Origin of the sequence: Skermanella rosea (assembly GCF_016806835.2) — a bacterium.
In the GTDB taxonomy this organism is placed as follows: domain Bacteria; phylum Pseudomonadota; class Alphaproteobacteria; order Azospirillales; family Azospirillaceae; genus Skermanella; species Skermanella rosea.
This window is the reverse complement of sequence record NZ_CP086112.1, coordinates 443,089-469,450: the sequence shown is the minus strand read 5'-3', so window position 1 is coordinate 469,450 and position 26,362 is coordinate 443,089. Positions and strand designations below refer to the sequence as shown.

Sequence of the window (26,362 nt, the reverse complement as noted above, 5' to 3'; positions counted from 1 at the left end):
CACGGCCTGTCCCGCTTCGCTCACCCCTCCCGGCCGCGCACCTCGGACGGAGGCATGCCGAACCGCTCCCGGAACCGGCCGGAGAAGCGGGACGGCGAATCATACCCGCAGGCGAGCGCCACCTCGGCGATGCCGGCCCGCGTGGTCTGGAGCAGGGCCAGCCCGTGGGACAGCCTGCTCTCCGCCAGGATCTCGCGGAAGCAGGTGCCCTCCGCCGCCAGCCGCCGCCGCAGGGTGGCTTCCGAGATCCCCAGCAGCCGCGCCGCGTCCGCCGCCGACCAGGGAAGCTGCGGACGGTCCGAGATCATCAGCCGGACCTTCTGGATCGGCCCCTCGGCATCGGCCGGCGACCAGCCGACGCCCCGCTCGGCCAGGGCCAGCAGCACCTCGGCCAGGCGGTGACGGGCCAGTTCCCCCGACAGGGCCGGCGACGCCAGCCCGGCGACGGCGTGGACGAACGACTCGGCGAGCGCCGGATCGTCCGGCAGCACCGCGTAGCCGGGCGGAACCCGGCGGGACGCCGGGCGCGGCAGCGCCGGCACGGCCAGCGTCTCCCGGTCGAAGGTAAGGGCGACGGCGCGGTAGCGGCCGGTTCCCGAATCGGGCAGGTTGGCGATGTTGGGCCGTTCCCCCGCCCGCAGGGCCACGAACCAGCCGGCCGGGGCGACGGCGGCCCCGCCGTCCCCGTCGTCCCTGATGTGCTTGACGCCGTCGATCACCGCCACCAGGCAGTGCTTCAGCAGCGGCACGGCCCGGAGCCGCTGCGGCAGCGTGGCCGAAACCACCGCGACCGCCCCGGCCTCCGCCCGGCCGACGCCGCCCTCCCGCCCGCCGAGCAGGGACGGCAGCCGGCGGAGCGGCGATTCCGCGCGCTGGAACTGTTCGGCGAAAACTGGTCCGGTGGCTGCTGTCATGGTCGGCGACGACCATACACTTTGTCGAAGGCCGGCGGCACCCGGGACAAGAGCATGCACCACGACGACGACGATCTTCCGAACGCTTCCGCGGCCCCCCTCGGCGCCACGGGCCAAGCCGCCGAATACCTGGAACGGCTGGTGACGGAGGGCTTCAGGCGCGAGCTGGACCAGGAGGAGAACGTCGTCCGAAGCCTGCCGTTCTTCGCCACCTCCGTCGGCATCCTGATCACTTTCATCGGCTTCGCCCACGGCACGCTCGCCCCGTTCGCCCTGGCATTCTGGCCCCTGCTGGAGCACGGGCTGCTGGCGGGCCTGATCGGCAGCCTGGCATTGCTGCTGTGGTTCCTGTTCCAGGCGGTCCGGCTCAGGACCTTCAGCTACGCGATGGGCGAGGTGGAGCTGATCCGCCACGCCGCCGACCTGACCGCCTATTACCGGCAGGCGGAGGATCAGGACGCAGGCGGCGGACCCGCCGGGAGCGAGGCCGATCCCACCGCCCTCGTCGAGCAGGCGGTGATCGACGACCTGCGCGGCATCCTGACCCGCCAGTTCGCCGAGGCCGCGGTGGTCAGCCGCGCGAACAACGCGAAGCGGCTCCGGGCCCGAGCGCGGGCCTTCAGCGTGCTGATGGTGGCAATGTCCTTCGCATTGGCGCTGATCATTGCTATATCTGTGAAGGATGCTCTGGATGGAGGCGCCTATGGACCGCACGGCGAGCTTGGTACAAGCCCTGAGGCTGCGCGCGCGCCAGGCGTCGGAGAGCGGCAAGCTCCCCAAGAAACCGGAACCTCCCCCGATGCGCCGGGTCGTGAAGGGAGCCTGGACCTACCGGGAGATCCCGGCCCGCGAGATTCCGGCCGACCCGCAGCCGGACCCGGCGAAAACCCCCTGACGGCCCCGCTTCCGGAAGTCCCGGAACCAGCGCGCGAGTGAGCCATCCGTCGAGCACAGCAGCAGGCCGCTTCACCGCCTCTGCGCAGTAATTTTGGCAGCTTCCCGAAGGATCGCGGTTGTGGAGGGGCGGCGTCTCGCCGCCCTGGTGCGCGGGACGCGCACCCTCCGAGTTCCAGACTCACCCCATCGCCATGTCGGCGTGGCGCGCGCGCCGGCCGAGCCGCAACTTGGCCATGAGTTTTCCGGCCAGTTCCGGCGAGAGGATCAGGAGCGCGTGGTACGCCGCCTCGGCGGGCCGGGCGGTGCTCCGGTAGGCTCCGGAGAACAGCAGCCGCAGGGCGGCGGCGCGGTTGCCGGCGCGGGCGTGCTCGCACAGGGCGATGGCGGCATGGCGGGCCACCGCGCGGCCGACGGCGGCCTTCTCCTCGGCGCCGCGCGGCTCCAGCCGGTCCAGGAGGTCCAGCGCGAAGATGCCGCTGCGCGACGCGGCGGAGATCTGCCCGCCCCAGCGCCGGCAGGCCGAGGCGTCGTGGTCCACGAAGACGAAGGGCGCGTCCGGGGCCGCGAGCGCCAGCCGGATGCCGAAATCATAGTCGCAGACGTCCCCGACCTCCTCCCGCGACCTGTACAGCACGGCGCGGGCCAGGTCGGCGCGCACCAGGAAGCCGTTGTGCGGGATGCGCCCGTCCACCGCGGCCGCCAGGGAGGAGGACTGCGCGCCGGCCCGGTCCGGCGTGCGGCCGAAGTCGCGGTTGCCCCGGGCCGTCGCCGCCGGGTCGATGGTGCCGGCGGCGTCGATCATGGTGACCCGGCCATAGACGACCGAGGCGCCGGGGTGGCGGACCGCGCCGGCATGGAGCGCCGACAGGGCGTCGGGCATCATCAGGTCGTCGTCGTGCATGATCAGGATCCAGGCCCCGCGCGCCTCCCGGAACAGCATGTTGACATTGCCCGCCTGGCCCAGCCGGGGACGGTTGGGGATGTAGCGGACGGTGATCCCCTCGTCCGTCCGCAGCGCGTTCAGCAGCGCCTCGTCCACCGCGTCCGGGCGGTCGTCGCCGATCACGATCTCGAACGGGCGGTAGTCCTGCTTCGTCAGCGATTCCAGGGTCTCGGCCAGGAACCGCTTGCCGTAGGCCGGTATGCAGACGCTGATCAGGTCACTCATTGGAATGCCACTCCGCGGGTTCAGTTCACGAACCGCCGATAGAGGAAGTTCACGTCGCTGCGCCGCATGATCAGGCCCGGCATGCGCCTGCTCAGCAGCAGCTCGTAGGCGACGGCGATGAAGGAGAGGCGCACGATGGTCGCCAGCAGCATCGACGCAGCCGCTCCCATGACGCCGTAGGCAGGGACCAGGACCCACAGCAGAGGCACCACGCAGGCGAGGCCGACGCCCTGGGCCCAGGCGATCACCCCCGGCCGGCCGGCGCCCATGAAGCCCTGTCCGATGATCCGGATGCTGCCGGTCAGCACCGCCTCGGCCAGCAGGATCGGGAAGATCCGGGTCGCCGGCGCGAAATCGGCGCCGTAGATGAACGGCAGCATGACCGGCGCCACCAGGGCGATGCCGATGGCCAGCAGCCCGGTCGCCGTCGTCGCGACGCGCGAGCTCAGCGAGACATAGGTTATGACGTCGTCCAGCGGCTGGGCGGCCACCTTGGGGAACAGCACGACCGCGGCCGAACCGCTGATCATGTGCAGCATGCGCGCCAGGCTGGCGGCCACGACGTACAGGCCCAGTTCGGCCGGGGCCAGCAGCGCCACCAGCAGGAGCTGGTCGATGTAGGAGGAGATCACGCCCATGAACTCGATCCCGTAGGACCGCCAGCCGTAGCCGTGGAGCCGCCTCACCGTTCCCCTCAGGTGCCGCAGCCGCACCGGCAGGCGCGGCAGCGCCCGCAGGCCGGAGACCAGGGCGAAGACCAGCGGCGGCAGGGCGTAGCAGTAGGCGCTTCGCACCGCCGTCAGCTCGCCCATCCAGCCCAGGACGGCCAGCAGCACCAGGGTGGCCAGCGTCTGCCCCAGCATGACGATGTTGATCCACCGGAACCGGCCCAGCGCCTCGTAGACGCTGTAGACCAGGGTATTGCACAGCATGAACGGCATCAGCAGCACCAGCCCCTGGGCGCCCGCCACGACCTCCGGGTCGTAGCCACTGAGGAGCCAGGGCATCGCCAGCGCCGCGGCGCCGCCGCCCACGGTTCCCACGGCCAGCGAGACGGCGATCGCCGCGTAGAAGAAATCCGGCCCGAACCGCTCCGACTTCCGCCAGTTGTAGACCAGGGACATCGGCAGGCCGATCGCCAGGATCGGCATCAGGACCGACGGCCACAAGGCCATGGCACCCTGCTCTCCCCGGCCTTCCGGACCCAGCAGGTTGGCCGTCACGATCCCCGTGAGCAGGTTCATGCCCAGGATGATCACCCGGGCGCCGAATGTCTGGACGGCGGCGGCAGTGCTGCCCCCGCCGAAGATGAACCGCAACGCCTTCATCAAATCTTTCCCATGGGGATTACGCACGCGGGCGCCCCGAGGAGCGCCCGCGTCAGGCCGTTTCAGCCTTGGAAGAACGCGCGGACCGCCTCGATCACCTTGTCCTGCTCGCTGCGCGTGATGTTCGCGAACAGCGGCAGCCGCACCATGCATCTCGCCGCGTGCTCGGTGACCGGCAGGGGGCCCGCCGTCCGGCAGTGCGAGACGCCCATGGGCGCCGAGTGCAGCGGGACGAAGTGGGACGTTGCCTGGACGCCGCAGCTCTTCAGGAAGGCCAGCAGACGGTCGCGGGTGTCCTGGCTTTCCAGCAGGATGTGGAAGATGTGGTAGTTGCTGCGGGCATAGCCGGGGATGACCGGCAGCGTCAGCAGGCCCCGGCGCTCCAGGCCGCGCAGGCCTTTGCGGTAGTAGCCGTACGCGGCTCCGCGCAGGGCGGTGATCAGGTCCATGGCTTCGAGCTGCGACACCAGGAAGGCCGCCACGATCTCGCTCATGGCGAGCGACGAGCCGGGGCTGACCCAGGTGTATTTGTCGATCTCGCCGCGGAAGAACTGGCGGCGGTTGGTACCCTTGTCCCGGTAATTGCAGGCGGAATCGTCCAGGGCGGGGTTGTTGATGCAGAGGGCGCCGCCCTCGCCGGAGACGATGTTCTTGGTGTGGTGGAAGCTGTAGGCACCCATCTCGCCGATGCTGCCCAGCGCCCGGTCCTTGTAGGACGCGCCGACGCCCTGGGCCGCGTCCTCCACCATGGGGATGCCGTGGCGCGCCGCCACGGCCGCGATCCGGTCCAGGTCGGAGCTGACGCCGGCATAGTGGACCACGCAGATCGCCTTGGTCCGGGGCGTGATCGCCGCCTCGACGATGTTCTCGTCCATGGTCAGGGTGTCGATCCGCACGTCCACGAAGACCGGCGTGGCGCCCGCCAGCAGGAAGGCGTTGGCGGTCGAGCAGAAGGTGAAGGACGGCATGATCACCTCGTCCCCCGGACCGATCCCCAGGACGCGCGGCATGGCCTCGAGCGCCAGCGTGCAGGACGGGGTCAGGAGGACGTGGCGGAGCCCCAGCCGGGACTTCAGGAACTCGATGCAGCGGGTGGTCGCGCGGCCGTCGGTCGCGACATTGTCGTCTCCCGAGGCGGCGTTGAGGCTCGACCGCTCCTCGCCCGTAAGGAAGATCCGGTTGAACGGGACGGGTCCGACCGGCTCGATCAGGCGCGACCGGAACGTCTGCTTGACGTCGGACAGCCTGAACTTGTGGATCGACGCGAAGGATGAACCGTCGGCCGTGGCATCGCCGGCATGGGATCCCCCCGTCGCGGCACCGAGACTGACGACGCCGTCGGCCGCTTGAACAGGGTTCATCATCATCCTCTCGGGCACGCTCATGATTGCGCCTTTCGCTCTACAGAGACTCTTTGTCGTTTGCTGTTCTTGGGATTGCGCGGCCGGCGAGGTCACGCCGCATGGCCGGGTTGGGACACGAGACGCTTCTCGGCCCACTCGGCCTCTGCCGTCGGTTCCGGGCGGACGCCGTCGTAATGCTGGACGTGGCGATCGAACTCCTGGCCGATGAAGGTCAGCAGGTCGTCGCGGAAGCGCTGTTCGCCGAAGCGGAGCGCGTTGGCGCGGCAGGCCTGCGGGGTGATCCGGGACGACATCTGCTCGAACAGGTCGACCGCCTCGACGAGGCTGTCGCTGGTCTGGCGGTTGAAGAACATGCCGGTCGGCTGCGCCGAGGTCAGCAACCCGCGGACCGTCTCCAGGGCGCCGCCGCGGCCATAGGCGATCACCGGCGTGCCGCAGGCCTGGGCCTCCAGCGGGACGATGCCGAAATCCTCCTCCGCCGCGAAGACGAAGGCCCGGGCCTGCTGCATCAGCGCGGTCAGCCGGTCGGAATCGACATGCCCCAGGATCTCGACGTTCGGGCCGGCCAGCGCCTGGATGCGGCGCATCTCCGGCCCCTCGCCCGCGATCACCAGCCGCCGTTCCGGCGTCCGGGAGAAGGCCTCGGCGATCAGGTCGATGCGCTTGTACTGGACCAGGCGCGACGCGGTGAAATAGAAGTCGCCCTTGCTTTCGCCTGCCCGGAAGCGGTCGACGTTGACCGGCGGCGAGATCACCTTCGCCGGGCGGCGGTACAGTTTCCAGACCCGCTGGGCGACGAAGTTGGAATTGGCGATGTAGGAATCGACGCTGTTGCTGGTCCGGATGTCCCACAGCCGCATCTTGTGCAGGAGCAGCTTGGCCATCCAGGCCTTGGCGCCGCTGGTCAGCTTCGAGTTCCGCAGGTATTCGTGCTGCAGGTCCCAGGCGTAGCGCATCGGCGAGTGGACGTAGCTGACATGGAACTGCCGCGGGCCGGTGATGACCCCCTTGGCGACGGCGTAGGAGCTGGAGATCACCAGGTCGTAGTCCGACAGGTCGAACTGCTCGATCGCCAGCGGCATCAGGGGCAGCAGGAACCGGTGGTTGCCGTTCCTGCGCACCAGCTTCTGGATGAACGAGGTCCTGACCTTGCGCCCGCCCAGGAAGCCCCGCTGGTCGTCGGGAAGCGTATCGAACAGGCTGAAGACGTCGGCATTGGGGAAGACCGCCAGGATCTGCTCCAGCACCCGCTCGGCGCCGCCGTAAGTATAAAGCCAGTCGTGGATCACGGCCACGCGCGCTTTTTCCACCAGGAAACCGCTACTGTCGAACGGCATGACGTGCTTGCCTCTCTGGCTGTTTGTCACGGATTTAGTATAATTTTGCGGCGCACCGCGGTCGCCGAATAGGAAGAGGTCCCGGGCCGCTCTTCCGCATACCCATTTCTGTCGGATATGCCTTACCCCCTGCGGGGCGCCGTCGGCGCGGCGCCCCGCCCGGCCGCGCTCAGTCCGCGTAGTAGGGGTTGCGGTAGCTGTAGTCCTCGTGGCCGCCCTTGGCGCGCTTCTTCAGGTCGACCATGGTCATGACCGCGCCGGAGACCTTGACGCCGCTGACCCGCAGCCGCTTGACCGCGTCGTTCACCAGCTTGCGCGAGGTCCGGGACCAGCGGACCATCAGCAGGCTGGCGTCGGCGTAACGGGCCAGCACCAGGGCGTCGGACACCGCCATCACCGGCGGCGCGTCGATCACCACCAGGTCGTAGTGGCGCAGCGCCTGGGTGATGACGCCCTGCATCGGGCGGCCCATCAGCAGCCGCTGCGGGTTCTGCTCGTGGCGCGCGGTCGCGAGGTAATGGAGGCCGGTCGCCTCGTCCACCCGGATCGCGTCGCCGAATTCCCGCCTGCCTTCCAGCACCTCGATCAGGTCGGCGGGCGCGTCGGCCTGGTCCACCACGGGCTTGCCCGGCAGCACCTCGAGCAGGCGGGAGCGGCGCAGGTCGCCGTCGATCAGCAGGACCTTCTGGTTGCCGAGCGCCAGCTGGCGGGTCAGCGAGGCGCAGAAGGTCGACTTGCCCTCTCCCGCCACCGCCGAGGTGACCAGGATGACGCGGGCGGTGCGGCTCTGGCTGACGCTGTGGATCAGGCTCTGGACGGTGCGCAGGGACTCGGAATAGGCGGAAATCGGCTTCTCCACCAGATAGTCCACCGGGTTGCCCTTGCGGCCGCGCCGGACCAGCGGGATGCTGCCGAAGCCGGGGATGCCGGTCTCGCCTTCCAGGTCGTCTATGTCGTTGAAGCCGCGCTGCAGGTTCTCGGCGACGAAGGCGATGAACAGGCCCAGGAACAGGCCGAACACCAGGCCGATCACGGCGAACAGCTTGCGGTTGGGGAAGGCCGGGAACGGGGATTCGACCGCTTCGGAGATGATCCGGGCGTCGGGGCGGGCCAGCTCGGCCTGCGCGCCGGTCTCCTTCATGCGCTGCAGGAAGCTCTGGTACAGCTCGCGGGCGGCGTCGGCCTCGCGCTGGAACTGGCGCACCTGGATCTCGACCTTGGCGCCGTCGGCATAGCTCGCCTCGAGCTGGCGCAGGCGGTTCTGAAGGCTCTGCTCGCTGGCGCGGGCGACCGCGACGTCGTTGTTCAGGGCCTGGACGGTCCGCTGCATCTCGTCGCGGATCCGCTGCTCGACCGAGGCCAGTTCGCTGCGCAGACCGATGATCGTCGGGTGGCGGTCGCCGTACTGGCTCGACAGGTCGGCCATCTTGCGCTTGATCTCGGTCTGGTCGCGCGCCAGCAGCTGGAGCATCGGGCTTTCCAGCACGGCTGCGGCGCTGTCGATGCTGCCGCGGGTGCGCAGCATGTCCTGGCCGGAGCGCAGCTTGGCCTCGGCCTGGGTGACCGCGGCGCGGGCGGCGACGAGCTGGACGTTGAGCTGCGCCATCTGCTGGCTCACCGCCGAACCGCCGCGCGCGGGGTCGGCCAGTCCGGCGTTCTCCTGGAGCTTCTGGACCCGGGTCTCGGCCGCCAGCACGTCCTCGCGCAGCACCTGGACCTGGCGCTTCAGCCACTCGTTGGCATTGACCGTCTCGCGGACCTTCTCGTCCCGCTGCATCTGGAGATATTCGGCGGCGAAGGCGTTGGCGATCAGCGCCGCCTGGTCCGCCGACGCCGCCGAATAACCCACCCGGATGCTGTAGGACCGGCCGTCGTTGGCCGCGCTGACATTGCCCAGCAGGATGTTGATCATCTGCTCGCGCGGATCGCTCGACACCGGCTGGGCCTGGACGTCCTGCCGGGCCAGCGCCGCGCGGAGCCCGTCGATCGTCTCGCTCGGGCCGACCAGGGCGGCGACTTGTTCGAACAGGCCGGACTCCGCGATCGAGCGGCCCATGCGCTGGAGGCTCGCCTTGATCACGCCGGCATCCTCGGAGACCGGCTCCGGGGTCAGCTTGAGCGAATCCACCACCCGGCCGGCGGCGGTGCGCGAGGTCAGGATGTCGATCTCGCCGCGGATGATCGAGTTGTCGACCTTCAGGTCTGGGATCACGCTGGCGCTTTCCGTGACGGCGGCGCCGCGCACGTTCAGGGAGATCACCGCCTCGGCCCAGTAGGTCGGCTTGACGGCGTAGCTGGCGCCGATCCCGATCGCGGTGCAGGCCACCGTCAGGCCCAGGATCGTTCCCCGGCGGCGCTTGATCGCGGCCATGATGGCGCCAAGGTCGATTTCGTCGCCCTTGGCCGGGCGGGCGTGGGCGGGTGCCGGCTCGCTGATGGGGGAGGAGAGCATCTCGACGCTCATTATCGCCTCAATCAAAGTTTGATGGTTTTTGAATTCAGCCGGAAATGGCTGTTGAACCGCCGCGGCCGCCAGCAAGCGGGGCGGGTTCCGGAGCGGGCAGGACGCGGCCGATCTCGCGGCGGATGCCGTCGATCATGACCTCGGTGGAGAAGTTCGCGGCGGCCGCCCGCCGGGCCCGGTCCGCCATCGCGGCGGCCTCCCCGGGCTCGGCCAGGATGCGCGCCATGGCGGCCCGGAGTTCGGCGACGCTCCCGGGTGCGACCAGGCGGCCGGTGACGCCGTCCTCGACGATCTCCAGCGCGCCGCCGGCCCGGGACGCGATCAGCGGGGAACCGGCCAGCATCGCCTCGACCAGCACCCTGCCGAACGGCTCGGCCGCGGTGGAGGCGTGGACGATCAGGGTCATCATGCGCATCAGCCGGGGGATGTCCCGCCGGAACCCCAGGAAATGGACCCGGTCCCGGACACCCAGTTCGGCGCAGAGAAGCTTCAGCTCCTCTTCGTAGACCTGCTCGCCGAACAGCGCGCCGCCGACGATCACGGCATGGAGGCCGGGGACGGCGGCGACGGCGCGGATGAAGACGTGCTGGCCCTTCCACGGGGCGAGGCGGCCGAACATCCCGGCCAGCGGCTTGCCGTCCAGGCCGAGCGCGCGGCGGAGTTCCGCGACCTCCGCCTCGGAGTCCCGTTCGAAGGGAGCCTTGGAGAAGCCGTTCGGCACCACGCCGACCAGGTCGGGATCGCCGCCCTCGCGGACGAAGGCTTCGGCCGTCGCGGCCGAATTGGCGATCACGCGGGCGCAGAAGCGGTTGGCGACCAGGACCGGCAGCCGCCGGTTCATCGCCGAGAAGTGCTCGGCCGAGAGGATGTCGTGCAGGTGCCAGACCAGCGGCCGGCCGGCCATCCAGGCGGCGGGGCCGCCGACGATCAGCGACTTCTGGGTGTTGGCATAGACGACGTCGTAGCCCTTCGCGAGCCGGGCGAGCTGGTGCGCCAGCCGGGGAATGCCCGCGGCGGCGCGCAGCCCCTGGTCCCAGCCGCCGCCGCGGCGGACGCCGAGGACGGCCTCGCCCGCCTCGACAAGGGTCGATGGCACGCCCTGGTCGCGCAGCAGGTCGCGGAACGGCCCCGGCTGCATGAGCGCAACGTGCAAGGGCGCCGCCCAATGCAGCGCGGTATCGAGCAGCGACAGCTCGGCTCCGCCCACATCGGAGGCGTGATCGACGAAGAGTATGGAAGGATCCATCTGGCCCGGCGCATCCCGTGACAAAATCGTTATAAGTTTTTTTACCAAAATCCCGGACGCCGGATCAGTCCTGGATTTGTACTACTACCGAAAGGATCATGACTCCCTGCGCGATGGCGCGGTGCGGGATAATCCGCAAGCGCCCTCAGGCGCCTTCGGGAACCCCCAGGCCCGTTGCGGTTCCGCCCTTGGAGCGGTCCCCGATCAGGTTGAACCGCTCCGGTCCTCGCAGCCGGCCGTTCCACTCTCCGCCCTGTGTTGCGCCATGGGCGCAACCTACGGCTCGATGCCGGGCGGAGGTGATGCGAGACGACGATCGTAGGTTGCGCCCATGGCGCAACGCATCGGATCGACTGTCTCGCACGGATCGACCTCATCGGGTACAGCTCCAGACTCGCGTCGGGTCATCCGTTCGAACAACTCGAGGTAATTCCTGGTCGCCATGTCCCAGGTCTGGCGCCCGGCGACTTCCAGGGCGGCGCGGCCCAGGCTGCGGGCCAGGCCGGGATCGTCGCGCAACCGGGCCATGGCCCGGGCGAGCCAGGCGACGTCCTCCGGATCGGGGGAGATCAGCGCCGCGTCGGGCGCGAAGATCCCGGCGGCACCGACCGAGGCGGCGGTGATCACCGGCAGGCCGGTCGCCGCCGCTTCCAGCAGGACCAGGCCGCTGGTTTCGTAGCGCGAGGGGAAGACGAAGAAGTCGGCCGAGCGGAACGCCGCCGCGACGCCGTCCGGACTCATGAAGCCCAGGAAATGGCAGCGATCCCTGACGCCCAGCCGCTCCGCCATGGCCGGGAAGGCGCTGCCCTCCGCCGTGCCGACGACCGCGAGATGGACGCCGGGGGTGACCGCGAGCGCCTTCAGGACGCTGTCCAGGTTCTTCCGGCTGGTCTGGATGTCACCGACGAAGATGCCCGTCGGAACCCCCTCCGGCAGCCCGAATCGCGCCCTGTCGCCGGGACCGGGGCGGAAGCGGGAGAGATCGACGCCGTTATGGATCGTGACGACCCGGTCGGGCGGGAAGCCCATCCCGATCACCTCGTCACGCAGCGGGTCGGAGACCGCGACGATCCGCCCGGACCGGGCGAGGGCGTGGCGCTCGAACAGGCAGTTCGCCTGGCTGTAGAGCCAGCGGTAGGCGCTGTCGGGGCTGCGCTTCAGGCGCCAGGGATGGTTGGGCGACCGGGTCCAGGTGCGGTGCAGGAAATGGACCGCGTTGACGTCGCTTCGGCCCCACATGCAGAAGCCGTTGGTCACGACGAGGTCCAGCCGCCGCCGCCGGCGCGCGACCGCCGCCGTGGCCTGGAGCGCCAGCGCCTGGTCGCGCAGCAACTGGGTCGGCAGCTTCCAGGCCTTCAGGCGCACCACCTCGACGCCGGGATGCGCCGCCAAGGCCGGGTCGGCCTCCTCGCAGAACAGGGTGACGCGATGGCCGCGGGCCAGCGCCGCGGCGGCGATCTCGCAGTTCACGAGACCTTGGCCGTTCTGGCGGTGGAAGGCGAAGCTGACCATCCCGATGTTCAGGCCGCAATGCTCGGCATAGACCATGGGCTCGGCATGGGTCATGGATCAGTCCTTGTCGGTGACCAGGATGCGGAACCGCACACCGCCCGACGGGGCCGGTGCCGACAGCCGCACGGTCAGTTCGGTGAAGCCGCCCTGCTCCGCGGTGGCGATCCACCAGGAGCCGCCGGGATCGCCCATGGGCGTTGCCTGCGGGTTGATCCCGCGCGACGAGGCGGCGTAGCAGTTGGTCTGCACCCGGACGGAGGCGGAACGCGCCCCGGCTGGAACCGCCACTTCCACCGTGTTCACGGTATCGCGGACGCTGACGCGGGTCAGGCCCTCGGTGTAGTCGTTGCCGGCCACCAGCTTCCAGTCGGGCTCGGGCTTGGCCCGGCCGGAGAAGATCAGCCGGAACCGTCCCTGCCCGTCGCCGGCGCGGATCATTCCCTTGTCGCCCGGGGCGAACGGGAAATTGTCCATCTCGATCGTGTTGATGCCCTGGACGAAGGGCAGCTTCAGGCAATAGTCCCGCGGCCGGGACGCGATCCTGAAGGAATCGTCCCAGTTGAAGCCGGTCCCGACGATCCGGATCCCGGACACCATGGGGTTCTCGCCCGCGGCCGTCGCGTCGGAGACGATCGCCCCGTTGCCCAGCGCCTCGAACCGGCCATGGATGATTCCGTCGGTCAGCAGGTTGTTCCAGCCCGGCCCGGGCTCCTGGTAGATGCCGTAGGGCTGGAAGCCGAAAGTGGTCTGATAGCAGGTGAAGCCGCCGCCCAGCCCGGCGTCGGGCCGGCAGCCGATGCCGGCGAACCGGTTGCCGCCGAACTGGCAGTTCAGCATCTTGGTGTCGCCGTTGGTCCTGACCAGATGCAGGCCGTAGTAGTTGTCGGTCGCGGCGACGCTGTACATCATGATGTGGCCGTCATCCTGGTCGATGACGATGCCGTTGCGGAACCCGTTGACGAACACCCGCTCCAGCTGCGGCGCGGTCTTCGTACCCGGCCGGCCGATCCGGACCCCGTCGCATTCGGCCGGGCTCTCGCCCACCCGGGCCGGTCGCCCCGGCCCCTCGATGGTCAGGTCGCGCAGGTACGGCCGGAGGTTCATCCGGTTGGAATCGCCGGTCAGCTCGATGCAGGGCCTGCCGGGTCCCAGGTCGGCGCAGACCAGGGTCGTCCCGATCGCGTCGGAGAACATCGACACCTGGTCCAGCGTCAGGGTGCCGCCGACGCGGTAGCGCCGGCCGCCGGGCAGGTAGACCGCCTTCTTGGGCCGCGCCGCCTCGGCTTCCAGGATCGCGAGGCGGATCGCCGCCTCGTCGATCTCCATCCGCAGGGTGGCGGCGAACGGGTACATCTTGCGGGCGGCGTCCAGGGTCGGGAACACCTCCGACAGGGGATGGCTGGCGCCGTCGCCGATCGCCCCCTTGTCGGCGACCGAGACGGTGCCGGTGCCGCGCAGCACGCCGACCGGGATCGCGTTGGACACCCCGGCGACCATGCCGTAGATGGCGTCCCGCCCGTCCAGCATCCACGGCCCCGCCAGGGCTCCGGGAAGCGCCCCGTGGGCGGCGCTCAACGCCCGCCTCCCAGCACCTTGCGATAGACCCGGGAGGTGCGCTCGGCCACCAGCGACCACTGGAACCGGTCAAGCGCGTAATGGCGGCATTCCACCCGGCCGGGCACCTTGATGACGCCCAGCAGCACGGCGGCAAGGCCGTCCGCCAGCCCGGCCTGGCCGCCGTCCTCCAGCACCAGTCCCGGCGACAGGTCGGCCACGACCGAGGGCAGCCCGCCCACCGGGGTCACCAGCGCCGGGCATCCGGCGGCCAGCGATTCCGCCGCGACCAGGCCGAAGCCTTCCAGCGTCACCGACGGCACGACCGACAGGTCCGCGGCGCGGTAGTAGAGCGGCAGTTCCGCATCGGGAATGAACCCCAGCATGCGGACATGGCGGTCCAGCCCGCGCTCCGCGATCCGGCGCTTCAGCTCGGCCTCGATCGGGCCTTTGCCGCCGATCAGCAGCAGCACGTCGGGAACCGCCTCGCGCAGGTCGCCGATGGCGTCGATCAGGTCCTCCAGCCCCATGCGCCGGCACAGGCGGCGCACGGTCAGCAGGATCGGCCGGTCCGACGGCAGGTCCAGCAGCCGGCGCGCCTCGGCCGGGGTGGCGTTCTCCTGGAAGAAACTGTCGGCGACCCCGCCGGGGACCACGTCGATCCTGTCGCCGGGAACGCGGTAATGGTTCTCCAGCAGCCGGGCGAAGGCGTCGGACAGGACGATGAAGCGGTCGGCCGTGCGGTATACCGCCGTCTCGATCAGCCAGCGGCTGTGCTGCGCCAGGAACCCGCCCCCTTCGGCGGCGCATTCGAGCGCCCAGGGGCCGTGGAAGTGCATCACGAAAGGATGTTTGCGCAGATGGTCGTACAGGGGCAGGCTGTAGAGGCCGAAATGGCTGGCGATCAGGTCGGCTCCGCCGGACTTCAGGACCTCGCCGGCCCTGGCCCGGATCGCCTTCATCCTGACCTTCCAGTCGTCGTCGTGGCGGGCGAAGCTGATGACCCGGCCGCCGCTGCTGCGGGCGACGCCTTCCGATCCGGCGACCAGCCCGACGACGTCGACGCCCTGGTCGGGCAGATGGCGGGCGAGATTGTAATAGACGCAGTCGAGCCCGCCCGGCGTCTCGGGGAACCAGCCGATGCCGATCTGCAGGGAGGTGACGCGCGCGGGCGGAACCAGCGACAGCGGCTGACGGCCGCCGGGCGCGTCGACGGCGGGATGCGACAAGGTCATGAAGGAAACACCCGGGTCGTGACTGGAAGCTGACGTCGGAGGCTAGGGCAATCGACTCAAATGCCGCCAGATCCTCATCGGAGGGGCCTTCCGGGACGCCACGGCCCACCCTTCGGGGCTGTCGGGGAAGCGATGGATGGAGCGAAAGGAGGAGCGAAGGAGTAACCGATTATTTTCTCCGGTGTGCTCCGACGAAGTCCTATCCTTGGATGATCCGGGTCATCCAAGTCTCCGCCCCGACCTGTCGTATGATCCCGAAGACTCTGCGGGTGTTCCGGCCGGTTTCTTCTTCGGACTAACCTTCTTTCCTCGCCCGTCCGGACGCGCCGCCTGTGATATTCGAGAGACCGTGCCGTCGCCCGGTCCGGCGATGGCATCGGCCTGCAAATAATCGGGAAGCGGTGAATGACGGCGTACAGCATGGTTCCTCCCCAGGGTCCGCCCCCGGGTTCGCCCAGGGCCCGGCGCGATCGGCAGCTCAAGCTGACGGTGCCGGTCAGCCTGTTCTTCGTCGGCGGCTTCTGGGCCATCGTGCTGCTGTCCTGCGCGGCGGGGCTGACGGGGGCCACCCGGTTCTTCTACACGCCGCTCGCCTTCGTGATCGGCGCCTTCCTGTTCGTGCGGTTCCCGGCGGCCTATCTGGTCCATCTCTGGTGGATCTGGTTCCTGACGCCGTTCGTGCGCCGCGTGGTCGATTTCAAATCCGGCTGGACCGAGTTCAGCCCGATCATGCTGGCGCCCTACGTGGTCAGCCTGCTGATGCTGGTCACCGTGATCCGGTTCCTGCCCCGGCTCAGCCAGCGCGACATGTTCCCCTTCGTGCCGATCCTGGTGGCGCTGTCGCTGGCCTATCCGATCGGCGTGATGAACGCCGGCTTCAGCCCGGCCTCGTTCGACGTGCTGAACTGGGTCCTGCCGGTGGTGATGGGCATCCACATCGCCTTCAGCTGGCGCAATTATGAAAAGCTGAAGGTCTCGACCGAGCAGGCGTTCCTGATGGGAGCGGCCGTGCTCGGCATCTACGGCATCTACCAGTTCTTCTTCCTGGCGCCGTGGGACGCGTTCTGGATGCAGGTCGTGCAGATGGAGTCGATCGGCCGGCCGGCGCCCCTGGAGGTCCGGATCTTCGGCACGCTGAACTCCCCCGGTCCCTACGCCAACATGCTGGCGGTCAGCCTGCTGATCGTGCTGGGCGCCCGCGGGCGCCTGCCCTTCCTGGCCGGCATCCCCGCGATCGTGGCGCTGCTGCTGTCGCTGGTGCGCGCCGCCTGGGTCGGCTTCGGCGCCGGCCTGTTCATCATGCTCGCCAAGATGGACATGTCCCGCCGGGCCAAGCTGATCGCGGCCGTGGTGCTGACCGTCGTCCTGTCGCTGCCGCTGCTGTCGGTCGAGGAGGTGTCCAAGACGGTGACGACCCGGATCGAGAGCATGATCGGCGACAAGGCGCAGGACGACCAGAGCTTCAAGGACCGGATCCACTTCTTCCAGACCTTCGTCGAGGACGCCCTGTCCAACCCGGTCGGCCAGGGGATCGGCGCCACCGGCGTCGCGACCAAGATCTCCAACAACGGCAAGATGGGCGAGCTCGGCGTGATCGACAGCGGCCTGCTGGAAGTGCCGTTCGTGCTCGGCTGGCTGGGCGGCGCCCTTTACCTGTCCGGCGTGGCGCTGCTGGTCACGGCCACCTTCAAGCGACGCTGGAGCCGGCAGGACGGCTTCGTCACGGTCGCGGAATCGGTGGCCCTGTCGATCCTGGTCCAGATGGTCTTCACGAACATGCTGACCGGCTTCATCGGCACCCTGTTCTGGAGCTTCATCGGCTTCTCGATCGCGGCCGAGCGGCATTGGGCCTCCCAATCCTCCACCGCCAGATCCTCCAGCCGCGGAGCCTCCGCACCATGAAGACCATGATGAAGATCAGCGTCCTGGTTCCCTCCTACCGGCGCCCGCAGGACCTTGCCCGGTGCCTCGCCGGCCTCGCCCGGCAGCGCCGCCCGGCCGACCAGATCGTCGTCGTCGCCCGCGACGGCGACGGCGAGACCATCGATACCGTCCGGCGCTTCGCCCCGCTGTTCGCCCCGAACACGCCGCCGGACCTGGTGCTGGTCGACCAGCCCGGCGTGATCCACGCGATGGCGACCGGCCTCGACCATGTCCGGGGCGAGGTCGTCGCGATCACCGACGACGACGCGGTTCCCCATGCCGACTGGCTGGAGCGGATCGAGCGCGTCTTCGCCGAATCGGTGAAGGTCGGCGGCGTCGGCGGGCGTGACCTGATCCCGGGGGAACTGGGCGAGCCGGGCGGCCTGCACGAGAAGGTCGGCCTGGTCCAGTGGTGGGGCCGCGTGATCGGCAACCACCATCTGGGATGCGGCGGCCCGCGCCGGGTCCAGGTGCTGAAGGGCGTCAACTGCGCCTACAGGACCGGGCTGCTGCGCAAGGTGGGATTCGACCGGCGGCTGAAGGGGGCCGGCGCGCAGGTCCATTTCGAGTTGGGCATCGGTCTGGACCTGATCGGGCGAGGCTGGCAGCTGGTCTACGACCCCGCGATCCTGGTCGACCACTTCCCCGCGCCGCGCCAGGACTACGACAGGCGCAACAGCTTCAACGCGCGGGCGGTCAGCGACGCGGTCCACAACGAGACCTTCCTGCTGCTCCACTACCTTTCGCCGGTCCGGCGGGCGGCGCTGCTGGCGTGGTCGCTGGCCTGCGGGACGCGAAACGCGCCGGGACTGCTCTGCCTGGCGCTGGAAGCCCGCTCCGATCGCCGCCTCGCGCTCGACCGCTGGCGCGCGACCCTGCGCGGCCGGCTGGAAGGGTTGGCCAGTTGGCGCCGCGAGCGGACGCCGCGCGGCATGCCGCTGGCCGCCAGCCCATGAGGCCCCCTCCCAGGAAAGACCGGGGGATCGACCGGCGCTCCTTCCTGAAGGCGGGCCTGAAGGCCGGTGCCAAGGTCGGGGGCATGGCCTGCCTGGTCCCGATCGCGTCGTCCGCGGTCCGGTCCCAGGGCCGGGCAGGGGAGGAGATGGGCGGAACGCCGGTCCACCGCCTTCGCCTCGGCGCGGCTTGGCCGCTCTACGGCAACCTGCTCGGCCTCTCCACCCGGCGCCTCGCCCAGCGTATCCAGTGGCTGAGCGGCGGGTCCGTCGCGGTCGAACTGGTGGATATCGGGACCGCCAGCCTGCCGGCGCTCGACGACATCGCGCGGATCCCCATCGATGCCTGGCACTCGGCCGCCCACCTGTGGCCCGAGGCGCCGCCGGTCTGGACCCTGTTCGGCATGCAGATGTTCGGGATGACGGCTCCGGAGATCCGGGTCTGGCGCAACACATCGCCGGGCCGGGGCGTGCGCGAGGACCAGGCCGGGCGCGCCGGCCTGGCGGTCTGGTTCACCGGCGAGGTCGCGGCCGGCGGGATGGCGGTGCGGGACGACGCCTGGCCCGACGCGGGCAGGATCGCCTGCAGCCCCGGCTCCGCCGCCGTCTGGGAGCGGCTCGGGTTCGACGCCGTGCCGATGACCCCGGCGGCGGCCCTGGGCGCCGTCGTGAACGGCGAGGCGGTCGCGGCGGAAGTGCCGCCGCTGCTCGCCGGCCCGATCCGGCGGCTCGATGACGCCGGGCTCCGCTATGTCCGCTTCGGCGCCTTCTCGCCGGGGTTGGCGACCGAACTGCTGGCGAAATCCGCCGTGGTCGACCGGCTTCCGGCCGACATGAGGGGCTGGCTCGTCCAGGCCTGCGCCGAGGAGGCGACCGCCCTGGCCGCCGAGGCGGTCCAGGAGGAACAACGCTGGATGCAGGACGCCGGGCGCGCCGGATTGCTGATCGAGGCACCCGCCGAGATCGTGGTGAGGGGGGGCAGGACCGTCGGCGACATGCTGCGCTCGCTGGAAACCGACGCCCTCGCCCATGACGTGGTCGATTCCTACCGCAAGGTCCGCCGGAACCTGGGAACGGCGGCGGCGGGCTGCTGCGCCGCCCACCACACATTTGGATAAAATTTTATGGGCTAGCGCCTTAGCGTCGCTTTCCGGCGGGGGGCGCTTCTCTTACTTTCGTCTGAAACTGCTTCAACCTGGTGCGCAACAGTGAAACCTTCGAGATTGAACGCCGTCATCAAGGAAAAGCGCCTTCAGCGAACGCTGGGGCGCTTCGGATCGATCAGGCGGATACAGGGCCTGATGTCCACGCTTTACCAGATCGCAGCGCCCGACCAGGACCATCTGGACCCCAGGGGGCAGGATGGTTCCCTGTTCACGACGATGGACGTCGAGCAGGTCGCCCTGCGGATCAAGCGGGACGGGCTTGCCCTCGGGCTCCGGCTGCCGGACGACCTCCGCGACGCCCTGGCCGAGTTCGGCACCACCACCCCGGTCAAGCCATGGGGTGCTCGGGAAGGGCTGCCGCTGGAAGCGGTCGCGGGCGGCAGGCTGCCGACCGGCGAGCCGGTCGCGGTCGCCGAGACGGTCGACCTGGACCGGTGCGAGGCGGTCCGGAGGATCACCCACGACCCGAAGCTCCTGCTGCTCGGCAAGCGGGTCCTGGGGTTCAACCCGCAAGGGATCGAGGCATCGCTGCGCTGGTCGTTCCCGACCAACCTGCCGCCCACCCAGCACAAGGACATCGACCTGGCGAGCCGCTGGCATTACGACGTGATCGGCAAGAACTCGGTTTCGCTTTTCTTCTACATCCTCAAGGGGGACGACGACCTGGACGGGGCGCACGCGACGATCCTGGGCTCCCACCGCAGGAAGAAGGTGTCGATGCTGTTCCGGCCGAGCACGACGATCAGCGAGGCCGAGCTGATGAGCTACTACGGGCCCGGCCAGGTGGTGATCGCCACCGGCGAGCCGGGCGACGGCTTCGCCGAGGACCCCAACACCTTCCACCGCGCCATGCAGCCGATCTCCTCGGCCCGCCTCGTCCTGCTGATCCGCTACACCTGAGCCGTCCTCCCCGCCACCGCCGATCCTACCCGCTGTTCCGGAGCCCCGCGGCGATCCCGTTGATCGTCAGCTGGATGCCGCGCAGGACGTACTCCTCCTCGCTCCGGCCGCGGTGGCGGCGCAGCAGCTCGACCTGCACGTGGTTCAGCGGGTCCAGGTAAGGGAAACGGTTCCGGATGGAGCGGGCCAGCAGGGGATTTCCCTGGAGCAGGCTGTCCTGCCCGGTAATCGCCAGGAGCGCGTCGATCGAGGCCTGCCACTCCGACCGGATACGCTCGAAGACGGTGCGGCGCAGGTCCGGGTCGGTCACCAGCTCGGCGTAGCGCGACGCGATCGCGATGTTGCTCTTGGCCAGCACCATGTCCATGTTCGACAGCAGGGTCTGGAAGAACGGCCAGTCCCGGTGCATCGACCGCAGCATGGCCATCCCGCCGTCCGGCGCGTCCCCGGGATGATCGGCCAGCCATGCCCGGACCGCCGAGCCGAACCCGTACCAGCCCGGCAGCATCAGCCGGCACTGGGCCCAGCTGAACACCCAGGGGATCGCGCGCAGGTCCTCGATGCTGCGGGTCTTCTTCCGCGACGAGGGCCGGCTGCCGATGTTCAGGCTGGCGATCTCGGTGATCACCGTCGATTCCCAGAAGTAATCCTCGAAGCCCTTGGTCCCGTAGACCAGGTCGCGATAGGCGTCGAAGGCGTGGCCGGACAGCTCCTCCATCGCCGCCAGGTACTCGTCGCGGGGCGCCGCGGCGTCGGGGTGGAGCAGCGTCGCCTCCAGCGTGGCGGCGGCCAGGGTCTCCAGGTTGCGGCGGCCGACCTCGGCGTTGGAATATTTGCCGGAGATCGTCTCGCCCTGCTCGGTGATCCGGATCTGCCCCTGCACGGCGCCGCCCGGCTGGGCCAGGATCGCCTGGTAGCTGGGGCCGCCGCCCCGCCCGACCGATCCGCCGCGGCCGTGGAACAGGCGCAGCCGGACGCCGTGCCGGCGGAAGACCTCGACCAGCCCGATCTCCGCCTTGTACAGCTCCCAGCCCGACGTCACGAACCCGCCGTCCTTGTTGCTGTCGGAATATCCCAGCATCACTTCCTGCTCCAGGCCGCGGCTCTCCAGCAGCCTCCGGTACGCCGGCAGCGACAGCAGGCGGTCCATGATCCGGGTGGAGTTGCGCAGGTCCCCGATCGTCTCGAACAGCGGGATGATGTTGACGTCCAGCGCCGCGTCCAGCGGCCGGAGCAGCCCGACCTCCTTCAGCAGGAGCGCCACCTCCAGCATGTCCGACACGCCGTCCGCCTTGGAGATGATGCAGTTCGGCATCGACGCGGCGCCGTATCTGCGGTGCGCGTCTGCCGCCATGCGCAGGATCGCCAGCTCGCCGGCCGTTTCCTCCGAATAGTCGATGAACGGGGAGGCCAGCGGCCGGGCGGTCTTCAGCTCCTCCAGCAGCAGGGCGATGCGCGCCTCCTCGTCGAGGCCGGCATAGCCGGTGCCCGGCGCCGCGGCCTCCAGCAGTTCGGCGACCGTGCGCTCATGCACGTCGGAGTTCTGGCGCAGGTCCAGGCTGGCGAGGTGGAAACCGAACACCGCGACGGCGTAGCGGAGCTGGCGCAGCCGACCGCGGGCCAGCACTTCCGACCCGTTGCCCATCAGGGAGTCGTGGATGACGTCCAGCTCGGCCTTCAGCTCCGAGGCGTCGGCATAGGGCGGCGCGTCGCCGACCGCGTGGCGCAGCACCTCGGCCTGCCCCAGCGCCCGCGCGGTGGCGGCCAGCCGAGCGTAGATGCCGGTCAGGGCGCGGCGGTAGGGTTCGTCCTGGCGGTTGGGCGAGCGGTCCGGCGACCGGTCCGCCAGGTCGCGGAGCGCTTCGGAGACGGTGACGTTCCGCCGGTTCAGCGACAGCTCCCCGCCCAGCGCGTGGGCCTCGTCCAGGTAGAAGGCGAGCGCCCGGGTGCTCTGCAGCCGCATGGTCCGGCCGACCACGTCGGCGGTCACGAAGGGATTGCCGTCCCGGTCGCCGCCGATCCAGCTTCCCATCCGGAGGAAGGGCGGCACCTCGGCCGGCCGCCGGTCGGGGCGCAGCGTGGCCAGCCGGTCCTCCAGCTGGGCATAGAATCGCGGCAGCTCGCGCAGGAAAGTGTGGTCGTAGAAGGAGACGCCGTTCTGGACCTCGTCGATCACCGTGCGCTTGGTCCAGCGCAGCAGGCTGGTCTGCCACAGGGTCAGCACGGCGCGGCGCATGGCCTCGTCGCAGGCCGCCATCTCCTCCGGCGTCATCCGGCCCCGCTCGCGCTCCGCCAGGAGCTGTGCCAGGTCCATCTCCCGGTTCAGCGAGCTCTTGCGCCGCACCTCCGTGGGATGGGCGGTCAGCACCGGGCAGACCAGCGCCTCCCTGAAGAAGGTTTCCAGCCGCTCGATCCCAATCCCGGCCTCCTCCGCGCGGGCCACCGCATGGCCGATGGTGCCGGGCCGCGGCGCCGACCCGGCCAGGTCATGGGCGCGCGTGCGGCGGATATGGTGCTGGTCCTCGGCGATGTTGGAGAGGTGGGAGAAATAGCTGAAGGCGCGGATGATCCGCGTGGTCTGGCGCGGCGTCATGCCGTTCAGCAGATCCTCCAGCTCCCACCGGGCCGCCTGGTCCTGGTCGCGGTGGAAGCGGATGGAGGTCTGGCGGACGCCTTCGACCAGGTCGAAGACGGCGTCGCCCTCCTGCGACCGGATCGTGTCGCCCAGGATGCGCCCGAGCAGGCGGATGTCGTCGCGGAGCGGAATGTCCTTCTCGGGCACTTCGACCTGCCCGTCAGCCGGGCTACCGGTCTGCCCTATGGTCTGGTTGATCTCCCGCATGGTAGACGCCTCCCCTTGCTTCCCGGACTGCCGGGGAAGAGTCTACTCGGCGACAATCCGCCGCACCATCCCCTCCGTGCTGCGCTGCGGCATTATTCCGGCACGGAGGGTCGTTTTTCCCCCTCTTGAAGCAGGGCGGCGCGATACCAAATCCTCCGTCGCCAAGGGCCTTCGAGGACTTGGCGGACAAGCCGCGCCACAGCATGGCGCGCTCGTATCCATGTTGCTCAAGAGGAGGATGTGGCTATGGGCACGATCGATTTCTCTCCCCTGTTCCGGTCGACGGTCGGCTTCGACCGCCTGTCCGACATGCTCGACGATGTCATGCGCTACCAGCCGGCGGACGACTATCCGCCGTACGACATCGAGAAGACCGGCGAGCACTCCTACCGCGTGACCCTGGCGGTCGCCGGCTTCGCGCCCGAGGACATCACGGTCACCGCGCAGCCGAACCTGCTGCTGGTCTCCGGCCGCAAGCCGGCCCGAAGCGATGCCGAATACCTGCATCGCGGCCTGGCCCTGCGCGACTTCGAGCGGCGCTTCAATCTTGCCGACCATGTCGAGGTGAAAGGCGCCTACATGGACAACGGCCTCCTGTCCCTGGATCTCGTCCGCGAGGTCCCCGAAGCCATGAAGCCGCGCACCATCCGGATCGACGGCGATCCCCGGCCGAAGGAAGTCGAGGCTCCGAAGGCGGCCTGACCGACCATCGGCGGACGGAAACCAGGAGACGTGACGAGAGGACTGACAAGACAGGACGAAGGAGGATGACATGAGCGTACGCGATCTCATTCCCTGGGGCCGCGACCGCAGCCCCGGCGTGCGGGGAGGTGAAACCCTGGATCCGATCCTTTCCCTGCACCGCGACGTGAACCGCCTGTTCGACGACTTCTTCGGAGGCTTCGGCGTCCGCCTGCCCGCCGCCGGCTTCGGCGGGCCGGGCTGGCCGCAGACCGACGTCGCCGAGACCGACAGGGAATACAGGGTAACGGCCGAACTGCCCGGCCTGGAGGAGAAGGATATCGACCTCACCTTCCAGGACGGCGTGCTGACCCTGAAGGGCGAGAAGAAGGTGGAGCATGGGGGCGAAGGCGCGCGCTACAGCGAGCGCTATCACGGTCGTTTCCAGCGCTCCATCAGCCTGGGTCCCGATGTGGAGGAGGACAAGGTCAGCGCCTCGTTCAGGAACGGCGTCCTGACGGTCGTGCTGCCCAAGTCGCCGGAGGCGGAAACCAGGGTCAAGCGCATCGCCATCAACGGCAGGTAAGCCTCGAGGGGCGCGCCGCCCGCCCAACCGGCGGGCGGCGCGCCGGCATCGTCCGAAACAGGGAGGATGTCATGCTGATGGAAAAGCTACAGGCCGATACCCGGAAAGTTCCACCCGATAGCCCGGCCCTCGGGCTTGCGCCCATGATCCCGCCGATGCCCGAGCCCCTGCCGCAACCTGCCAACGATCCCGTGCGGGCGGCCCGGTCGTCCGCCTTTCCGCCGGGAACGACGGCGGTGATCCGCAAATCCGCGCGTAATGCCGCCACGTCCGGCAAGGCCGGGTCGCGCGGGTGGGTCCTCAGTTTCCGGCCGCGATCCGCGCAGTTCGTCGAGCCCCTCATGGGCTGGTGCGGGGGTGACGATCCCCTGCGGCACGTGGAACTCCGATTCCCGTCGAGGCAGGCCGCCATAGGATACGCGCAGCGCCAGGGCATCGCGTACGAGGCCGGCGCCCCGGCGGAGGACCGGCGCACCGTCGGACGCATGGCCACGCCGGGAACGGTCATGACCGACCTGGGCCTGCTCGGCCCGGACCCCGACGGAGACAGCGGGTCGCGCTGGTCCGCCGCCGAGGTGGAACGCGCCATCCTCAACCCGGCCAGGACATTCCAGGACCCGTCGGAGGTGGTCGCCGATCCCGGGCTGACCTCGTCGGAGAAGCGCAGGATCCTGAAATCCTGGGAGTGGGACGCGTTGCGCATCGAGGCGACCCGGTACGAGGCGCCGTTCGAGGACGAGCCGTCCCATCTGGAGGAGGTCCGGGCGGCCCTGCGCGCGCTCGATGCCTCCGGACCGGCGCCGGTTCCGGCGAACGCCAACGACCGTCCCGGTCAGGATGCGGCCCGGGCGGCCTGAGCGGCGCCGGCGGATCGGCGGAACTCAAGGATGAGGGAACTGCAGGGTAGCCGCACCATGATCACCATGGCTTCGCCGGCCTCGGGCCCGTCACTCGCCCCGGTCATCCGCGCCTTGACCGTGGCCCTCGTAGTCTGCGGGATCGCCGCGGCGCTGCGGACCGGCGTGACGGAAGGCACCGTCGTCGCCCAGGTCGAGCCGGGATCCGCGGCAGAGCGGGCCGGGCTCAGGCGCAACGACGTGGTCGTTGCCATCGACGGCGTCCCGGTCAGAAGCGCCACCCAGGTGCGCAACCACGTCGGCCTCAAGCGCGTCGGCCAGCCGGTGGAGCTGACCGTCGATCGCGACGGCTCCCGGCGGATCCTGACGGCCACGATCCAGCAGAACCAAGGGGCATTGCCACGCCGGCCATCCCTGCCGCAGGATAGGTGCGCCACGAGAAGGAACCGAGATGCCGGAAGATCGCCCCTCCCCCTACGCCGCCGGCGCCGCCTATGTGGACGGCCGCTACATGCCCATCGGACAGGCCGCGATCCCGCTGACCGATTGGGGGTACCGCCGCTCCGACGTGACCTACGACGTGGTCGGCGTCTGGGAGGGAGCGTTCTTCCGGCTGGACGACCATGTCAGGCGCTTCCGGGCCTCCATGGACTCGCTCCGCATGAAGCCGGCCGAGAGTGACGACCAGATCAAGGAGATCCTGGAACGGCTCGTCCGCCTGTCCGGCCTGCGGTCCGCCTATGTCGCGATGGACTGCCTGCGCGGCGTCCCGGCCCCGGGCATGCCCCGGCATCCGGCCCACGCGCGCAACTACATCGCCGCCTTCGCGGTGCCCTGGGTCTCGGTCGCGGGTGCCGACATGTGCGAGCGCGGGCTCCATCTCATGATCGCCGAAACCCGGCGCATCCCGCCGGAATCGGTCGAGCCCCGCGTCAAGAACTTCCACTGGGGCGATCTCACCCGCGGCCAGTTCGAGGCGCTGGACAAGGGTGCCGACTTCGCCGTGCTGCTCGACGCCGACGGCAACGTCACCGAGGGCGCCGGCTTCAACATCTTCAGCATCACCGACGGCCGGGTCGCGACGCCGGACCGGGGGGCGCTCGACGGCATCACGCGGCTGTCCATGATCGAGCTGTGCGCCGAACTGGGCATCCCGTGCGAGGTCCGGCCCGTCTCCGCCGCCGAGTTGCGGAACGCCGACGAGATCTTCGCCTGCACCACGGCCGGCGGCGTCATGCCGGCCTCCCGGATCGACGGCAGGATCATGGGCAACGACCGGCCGGGACCGATCTCGGTCCTGCTGCGCGACACGTTCTGGGCCAGGCGCGCCCAGGGCTGGCACGCGACCCCGATCGACTATGAAAAAGCGGATCCCGGTATTGGCGTGCCGACCGCGACCGGATAGACAGACCGTTCGACCAACTGATGATCGGGG

Annotated in this window: 20 protein-coding genes and 1 pseudogene; 10 read left to right on the top strand and 11 right to left on the bottom strand. The window is 69.7% G+C overall.

Annotated features, from left to right (window positions below):
* Positions 1–20: 20 nt before the first annotated feature.
* Positions 21–914, bottom strand: a complete 894-nt coding sequence (locus tag JL101_RS36850) for a helix-turn-helix transcriptional regulator (RefSeq protein WP_203102083.1) — start codon at positions 912–914, stop codon at positions 21–23.
* Positions 915–968: 54 nt separating this feature from the next.
* On the opposite strand from JL101_RS36850, the gene JL101_RS30680 reads away from it, so the two are divergent.
* Positions 969–1,850, top strand: a complete 882-nt coding sequence (locus tag JL101_RS30680) for a hypothetical protein (protein WP_203102082.1) — start codon at positions 969–971, stop codon at positions 1,848–1,850.
* 139 nt (positions 1,851–1,989) lie between these two features.
* Here JL101_RS30680 and JL101_RS30675 read toward each other — a convergent pair whose 3' ends face one another.
* The 9 genes from JL101_RS30675 to JL101_RS30635 form a co-directional block, all read right to left on the bottom strand.
* Entirely contained in the window at positions 1,990–2,979 is a 990-nt protein-coding gene (locus tag JL101_RS30675; RefSeq protein ID WP_203102081.1) for a glycosyltransferase family 2 protein, read from the bottom strand.
* Between the two features lie 20 nt (positions 2,980–2,999).
* Positions 3,000–4,307, bottom strand: a complete 1,308-nt coding sequence (locus tag JL101_RS30670) for a lipopolysaccharide biosynthesis protein (RefSeq protein ID WP_203102079.1) — start codon at positions 4,305–4,307, stop codon at positions 3,000–3,002.
* A 62-nt stretch (positions 4,308–4,369) separates the two neighbouring features.
* On the bottom strand, positions 4,370–5,692 hold the full coding sequence (rffA, locus tag JL101_RS30665) for a dTDP-4-amino-4,6-dideoxygalactose transaminase (protein ID WP_203102078.1): 1,323 nt from the start codon (positions 5,690–5,692) through the stop codon (positions 4,370–4,372).
* A gap of 68 nt (positions 5,693–5,760) precedes the next feature.
* Positions 5,761–7,008 (bottom strand): glycosyltransferase family 4 protein, encoded by a 1,248-nt coding sequence (locus JL101_RS30660; RefSeq protein ID WP_203102077.1) that lies wholly within the window; start codon positions 7,006–7,008, stop codon positions 5,761–5,763.
* A 169-nt stretch (positions 7,009–7,177) separates the two neighbouring features.
* Positions 7,178–9,472, bottom strand: coding sequence for a GumC family protein (locus tag JL101_RS30655; protein WP_203102076.1), 2,295 nt, complete (start codon positions 9,470–9,472; stop codon positions 7,178–7,180).
* 34 nt (positions 9,473–9,506) lie between these two features.
* Positions 9,507–10,718: a glycosyltransferase gene (locus tag JL101_RS30650; RefSeq protein WP_203102075.1), complete on the bottom strand. Its 1,212-nt coding sequence runs from the start codon at positions 10,716–10,718 to the stop codon at positions 9,507–9,509.
* A gap of 276 nt (positions 10,719–10,994) precedes the next feature.
* Positions 10,995–12,284: a glycosyltransferase family 4 protein gene (locus tag JL101_RS30645; RefSeq protein WP_203102074.1), complete on the bottom strand. Its 1,290-nt coding sequence runs from the start codon at positions 12,282–12,284 to the stop codon at positions 10,995–10,997.
* 3 nt (positions 12,285–12,287) lie between these two features.
* Positions 12,288–13,805 carry a hypothetical protein gene (locus tag JL101_RS30640; protein ID WP_203102073.1) on the bottom strand — a complete coding sequence of 506 codons (1,518 nt, stop codon included), beginning with the start codon at positions 13,803–13,805 and terminating at the stop codon, positions 12,288–12,290.
* The gene (locus JL101_RS30635) at positions 13,802–15,019 is read right to left on the bottom strand and encodes a glycosyltransferase family 4 protein (RefSeq protein WP_203102071.1); all 1,218 of its coding nucleotides are present in this window, start codon (positions 15,017–15,019) and stop codon (positions 13,802–13,804) included. The genes JL101_RS30640 and JL101_RS30635 overlap by 4 nt, the downstream gene beginning before the upstream one ends.
* 405 nt (positions 15,020–15,424) lie before the next feature.
* Between JL101_RS30635 and JL101_RS30630 the strand changes: the two genes are divergently transcribed.
* The 4 genes from JL101_RS30630 (at position 15,425) to JL101_RS30615 (ending at position 19,961) form a co-directional block, all read left to right on the top strand.
* A complete protein-coding gene (locus JL101_RS30630; RefSeq protein ID WP_203102069.1) occupies positions 15,425–16,921 on the top strand; it encodes an O-antigen ligase family protein in 1,497 nt (498 codons plus the stop codon).
* Entirely contained in the window at positions 16,918–17,898 is a 981-nt protein-coding gene (locus tag JL101_RS30625; RefSeq protein ID WP_203102067.1) for a glycosyltransferase family 2 protein, read from the top strand. Before JL101_RS30630 ends, JL101_RS30625 begins: the two co-directional genes overlap by 4 nt.
* Complete coding sequence (locus tag JL101_RS30620) at positions 17,895–19,013, top strand: hypothetical protein (protein ID WP_203102066.1); 1,119 nt, start codon at positions 17,895–17,897, stop codon at positions 19,011–19,013. Before JL101_RS30625 ends, JL101_RS30620 begins: the two co-directional genes overlap by 4 nt.
* Before the next feature lie 183 nt (positions 19,014–19,196).
* Positions 19,197–19,961, top strand: a complete 765-nt coding sequence (locus tag JL101_RS30615) for a hypothetical protein (protein ID WP_203102065.1) — start codon at positions 19,197–19,199, stop codon at positions 19,959–19,961.
* Between the two features lie 25 nt (positions 19,962–19,986).
* On the opposite strand, the gene ppc is transcribed toward JL101_RS30615, so the two are convergent.
* On the bottom strand, positions 19,987–22,803 hold the full coding sequence (gene ppc, locus JL101_RS30610) for a phosphoenolpyruvate carboxylase (RefSeq protein WP_203102064.1): 2,817 nt from the start codon (positions 22,801–22,803) through the stop codon (positions 19,987–19,989).
* 246 nt (positions 22,804–23,049) lie between these two features.
* On the opposite strand from ppc, the gene JL101_RS30605 reads away from it, so the two are divergent.
* The 5 genes and pseudogenes from JL101_RS30605 to JL101_RS30585 all read left to right on the top strand — a co-directional run bounded on the left by JL101_RS30605 (position 23,050) and on the right by JL101_RS30585 (position 26,332).
* Entirely contained in the window at positions 23,050–23,505 is a 456-nt protein-coding gene (locus JL101_RS30605; protein ID WP_203102063.1) for an Hsp20 family protein, read from the top strand.
* A 70-nt stretch (positions 23,506–23,575) separates the two neighbouring features.
* Positions 23,576–24,070 (top strand): Hsp20/alpha crystallin family protein, encoded by a 495-nt coding sequence (locus JL101_RS30600; protein ID WP_203102062.1) that lies wholly within the window; start codon positions 23,576–23,578, stop codon positions 24,068–24,070.
* Positions 24,071–24,147: 77 nt separating this feature from the next.
* Positions 24,148–24,927 (top strand): NADH dehydrogenase ubiquinone Fe-S protein 4, encoded by a 780-nt coding sequence (locus JL101_RS30595; RefSeq protein WP_203102061.1) that lies wholly within the window; start codon positions 24,148–24,150, stop codon positions 24,925–24,927.
* Positions 24,928–24,957: 30 nt separating this feature from the next.
* Positions 24,958–25,236 (top strand): annotated as a pseudogene (locus JL101_RS30590) (PDZ domain-containing protein); the annotation flags it as partial.
* 142 nt (positions 25,237–25,378) lie between these two features.
* Positions 25,379–26,332, top strand: coding sequence for an aminotransferase class IV (locus JL101_RS30585; protein WP_203102060.1), 954 nt, complete (start codon positions 25,379–25,381; stop codon positions 26,330–26,332).
* Positions 26,333–26,362 lie beyond the last annotated feature (30 nt).

What these genes read in the sequence shown, in the direction of transcription:
- JL101_RS30650 (WP_203102075.1), bottom strand. Translation starts at nt 10,718, where the DNA reads ATGGATCCTTCCATACTCTTCGTCGATCACGCCTCCGATGTGGGCGGA.
- JL101_RS30620 (WP_203102066.1), top strand. Translation starts at nt 17,895, where the DNA reads ATGAGGCCCCCTCCCAGGAAAGACCGGGGGATCGACCGGCGCTCCTTC.
- JL101_RS30625 (WP_203102067.1), top strand. Translation starts at nt 16,918, where the DNA reads ATGAAGACCATGATGAAGATCAGCGTCCTGGTTCCCTCCTACCGGCGC.
- JL101_RS30655 (WP_203102076.1), bottom strand. Translation starts at nt 9,472, where the DNA reads ATGAGCGTCGAGATGCTCTCCTCCCCCATCAGCGAGCCGGCACCCGCC.
- JL101_RS30670 (WP_203102079.1), bottom strand. Translation starts at nt 4,307, where the DNA reads ATGAAGGCGTTGCGGTTCATCTTCGGCGGGGGCAGCACTGCCGCCGCC.
- JL101_RS30660 (WP_203102077.1), bottom strand. Translation starts at nt 7,008, where the DNA reads ATGCCGTTCGACAGTAGCGGTTTCCTGGTGGAAAAAGCGCGCGTGGCC.
- JL101_RS30605 (WP_203102063.1), top strand. Translation starts at nt 23,050, where the DNA reads ATGGGCACGATCGATTTCTCTCCCCTGTTCCGGTCGACGGTCGGCTTC.
- JL101_RS30600 (WP_203102062.1), top strand. Translation starts at nt 23,576, where the DNA reads ATGAGCGTACGCGATCTCATTCCCTGGGGCCGCGACCGCAGCCCCGGC.
- JL101_RS30675 (WP_203102081.1), bottom strand. Translation starts at nt 2,979, where the DNA reads ATGAGTGACCTGATCAGCGTCTGCATACCGGCCTACGGCAAGCGGTTC.
- JL101_RS36850 (WP_203102083.1), bottom strand. Translation starts at nt 914, where the DNA reads ATGACAGCAGCCACCGGACCAGTTTTCGCCGAACAGTTCCAGCGCGCG.
- JL101_RS30615 (WP_203102065.1), top strand. Translation starts at nt 19,197, where the DNA reads ATGTCCACGCTTTACCAGATCGCAGCGCCCGACCAGGACCATCTGGAC.
- ppc (WP_203102064.1), bottom strand. Translation starts at nt 22,803, where the DNA reads ATGCGGGAGATCAACCAGACCATAGGGCAGACCGGTAGCCCGGCTGAC.
- JL101_RS30630 (WP_203102069.1), top strand. Translation starts at nt 15,425, where the DNA reads ATGACGGCGTACAGCATGGTTCCTCCCCAGGGTCCGCCCCCGGGTTCG.
- JL101_RS30635 (WP_203102071.1), bottom strand. Translation starts at nt 15,019, where the DNA reads ATGACCTTGTCGCATCCCGCCGTCGACGCGCCCGGCGGCCGTCAGCCG.
- rffA (WP_203102078.1), bottom strand. Translation starts at nt 5,692, where the DNA reads ATGAGCGTGCCCGAGAGGATGATGATGAACCCTGTTCAAGCGGCCGAC.
- JL101_RS30645 (WP_203102074.1), bottom strand. Translation starts at nt 12,284, where the DNA reads ATGACCCATGCCGAGCCCATGGTCTATGCCGAGCATTGCGGCCTGAAC.
- JL101_RS30680 (WP_203102082.1), top strand. Translation starts at nt 969, where the DNA reads ATGCACCACGACGACGACGATCTTCCGAACGCTTCCGCGGCCCCCCTC.
- JL101_RS30585 (WP_203102060.1), top strand. Translation starts at nt 25,379, where the DNA reads ATGCCGGAAGATCGCCCCTCCCCCTACGCCGCCGGCGCCGCCTATGTG.
- JL101_RS30595 (WP_203102061.1), top strand. Translation starts at nt 24,148, where the DNA reads ATGGAAAAGCTACAGGCCGATACCCGGAAAGTTCCACCCGATAGCCCG.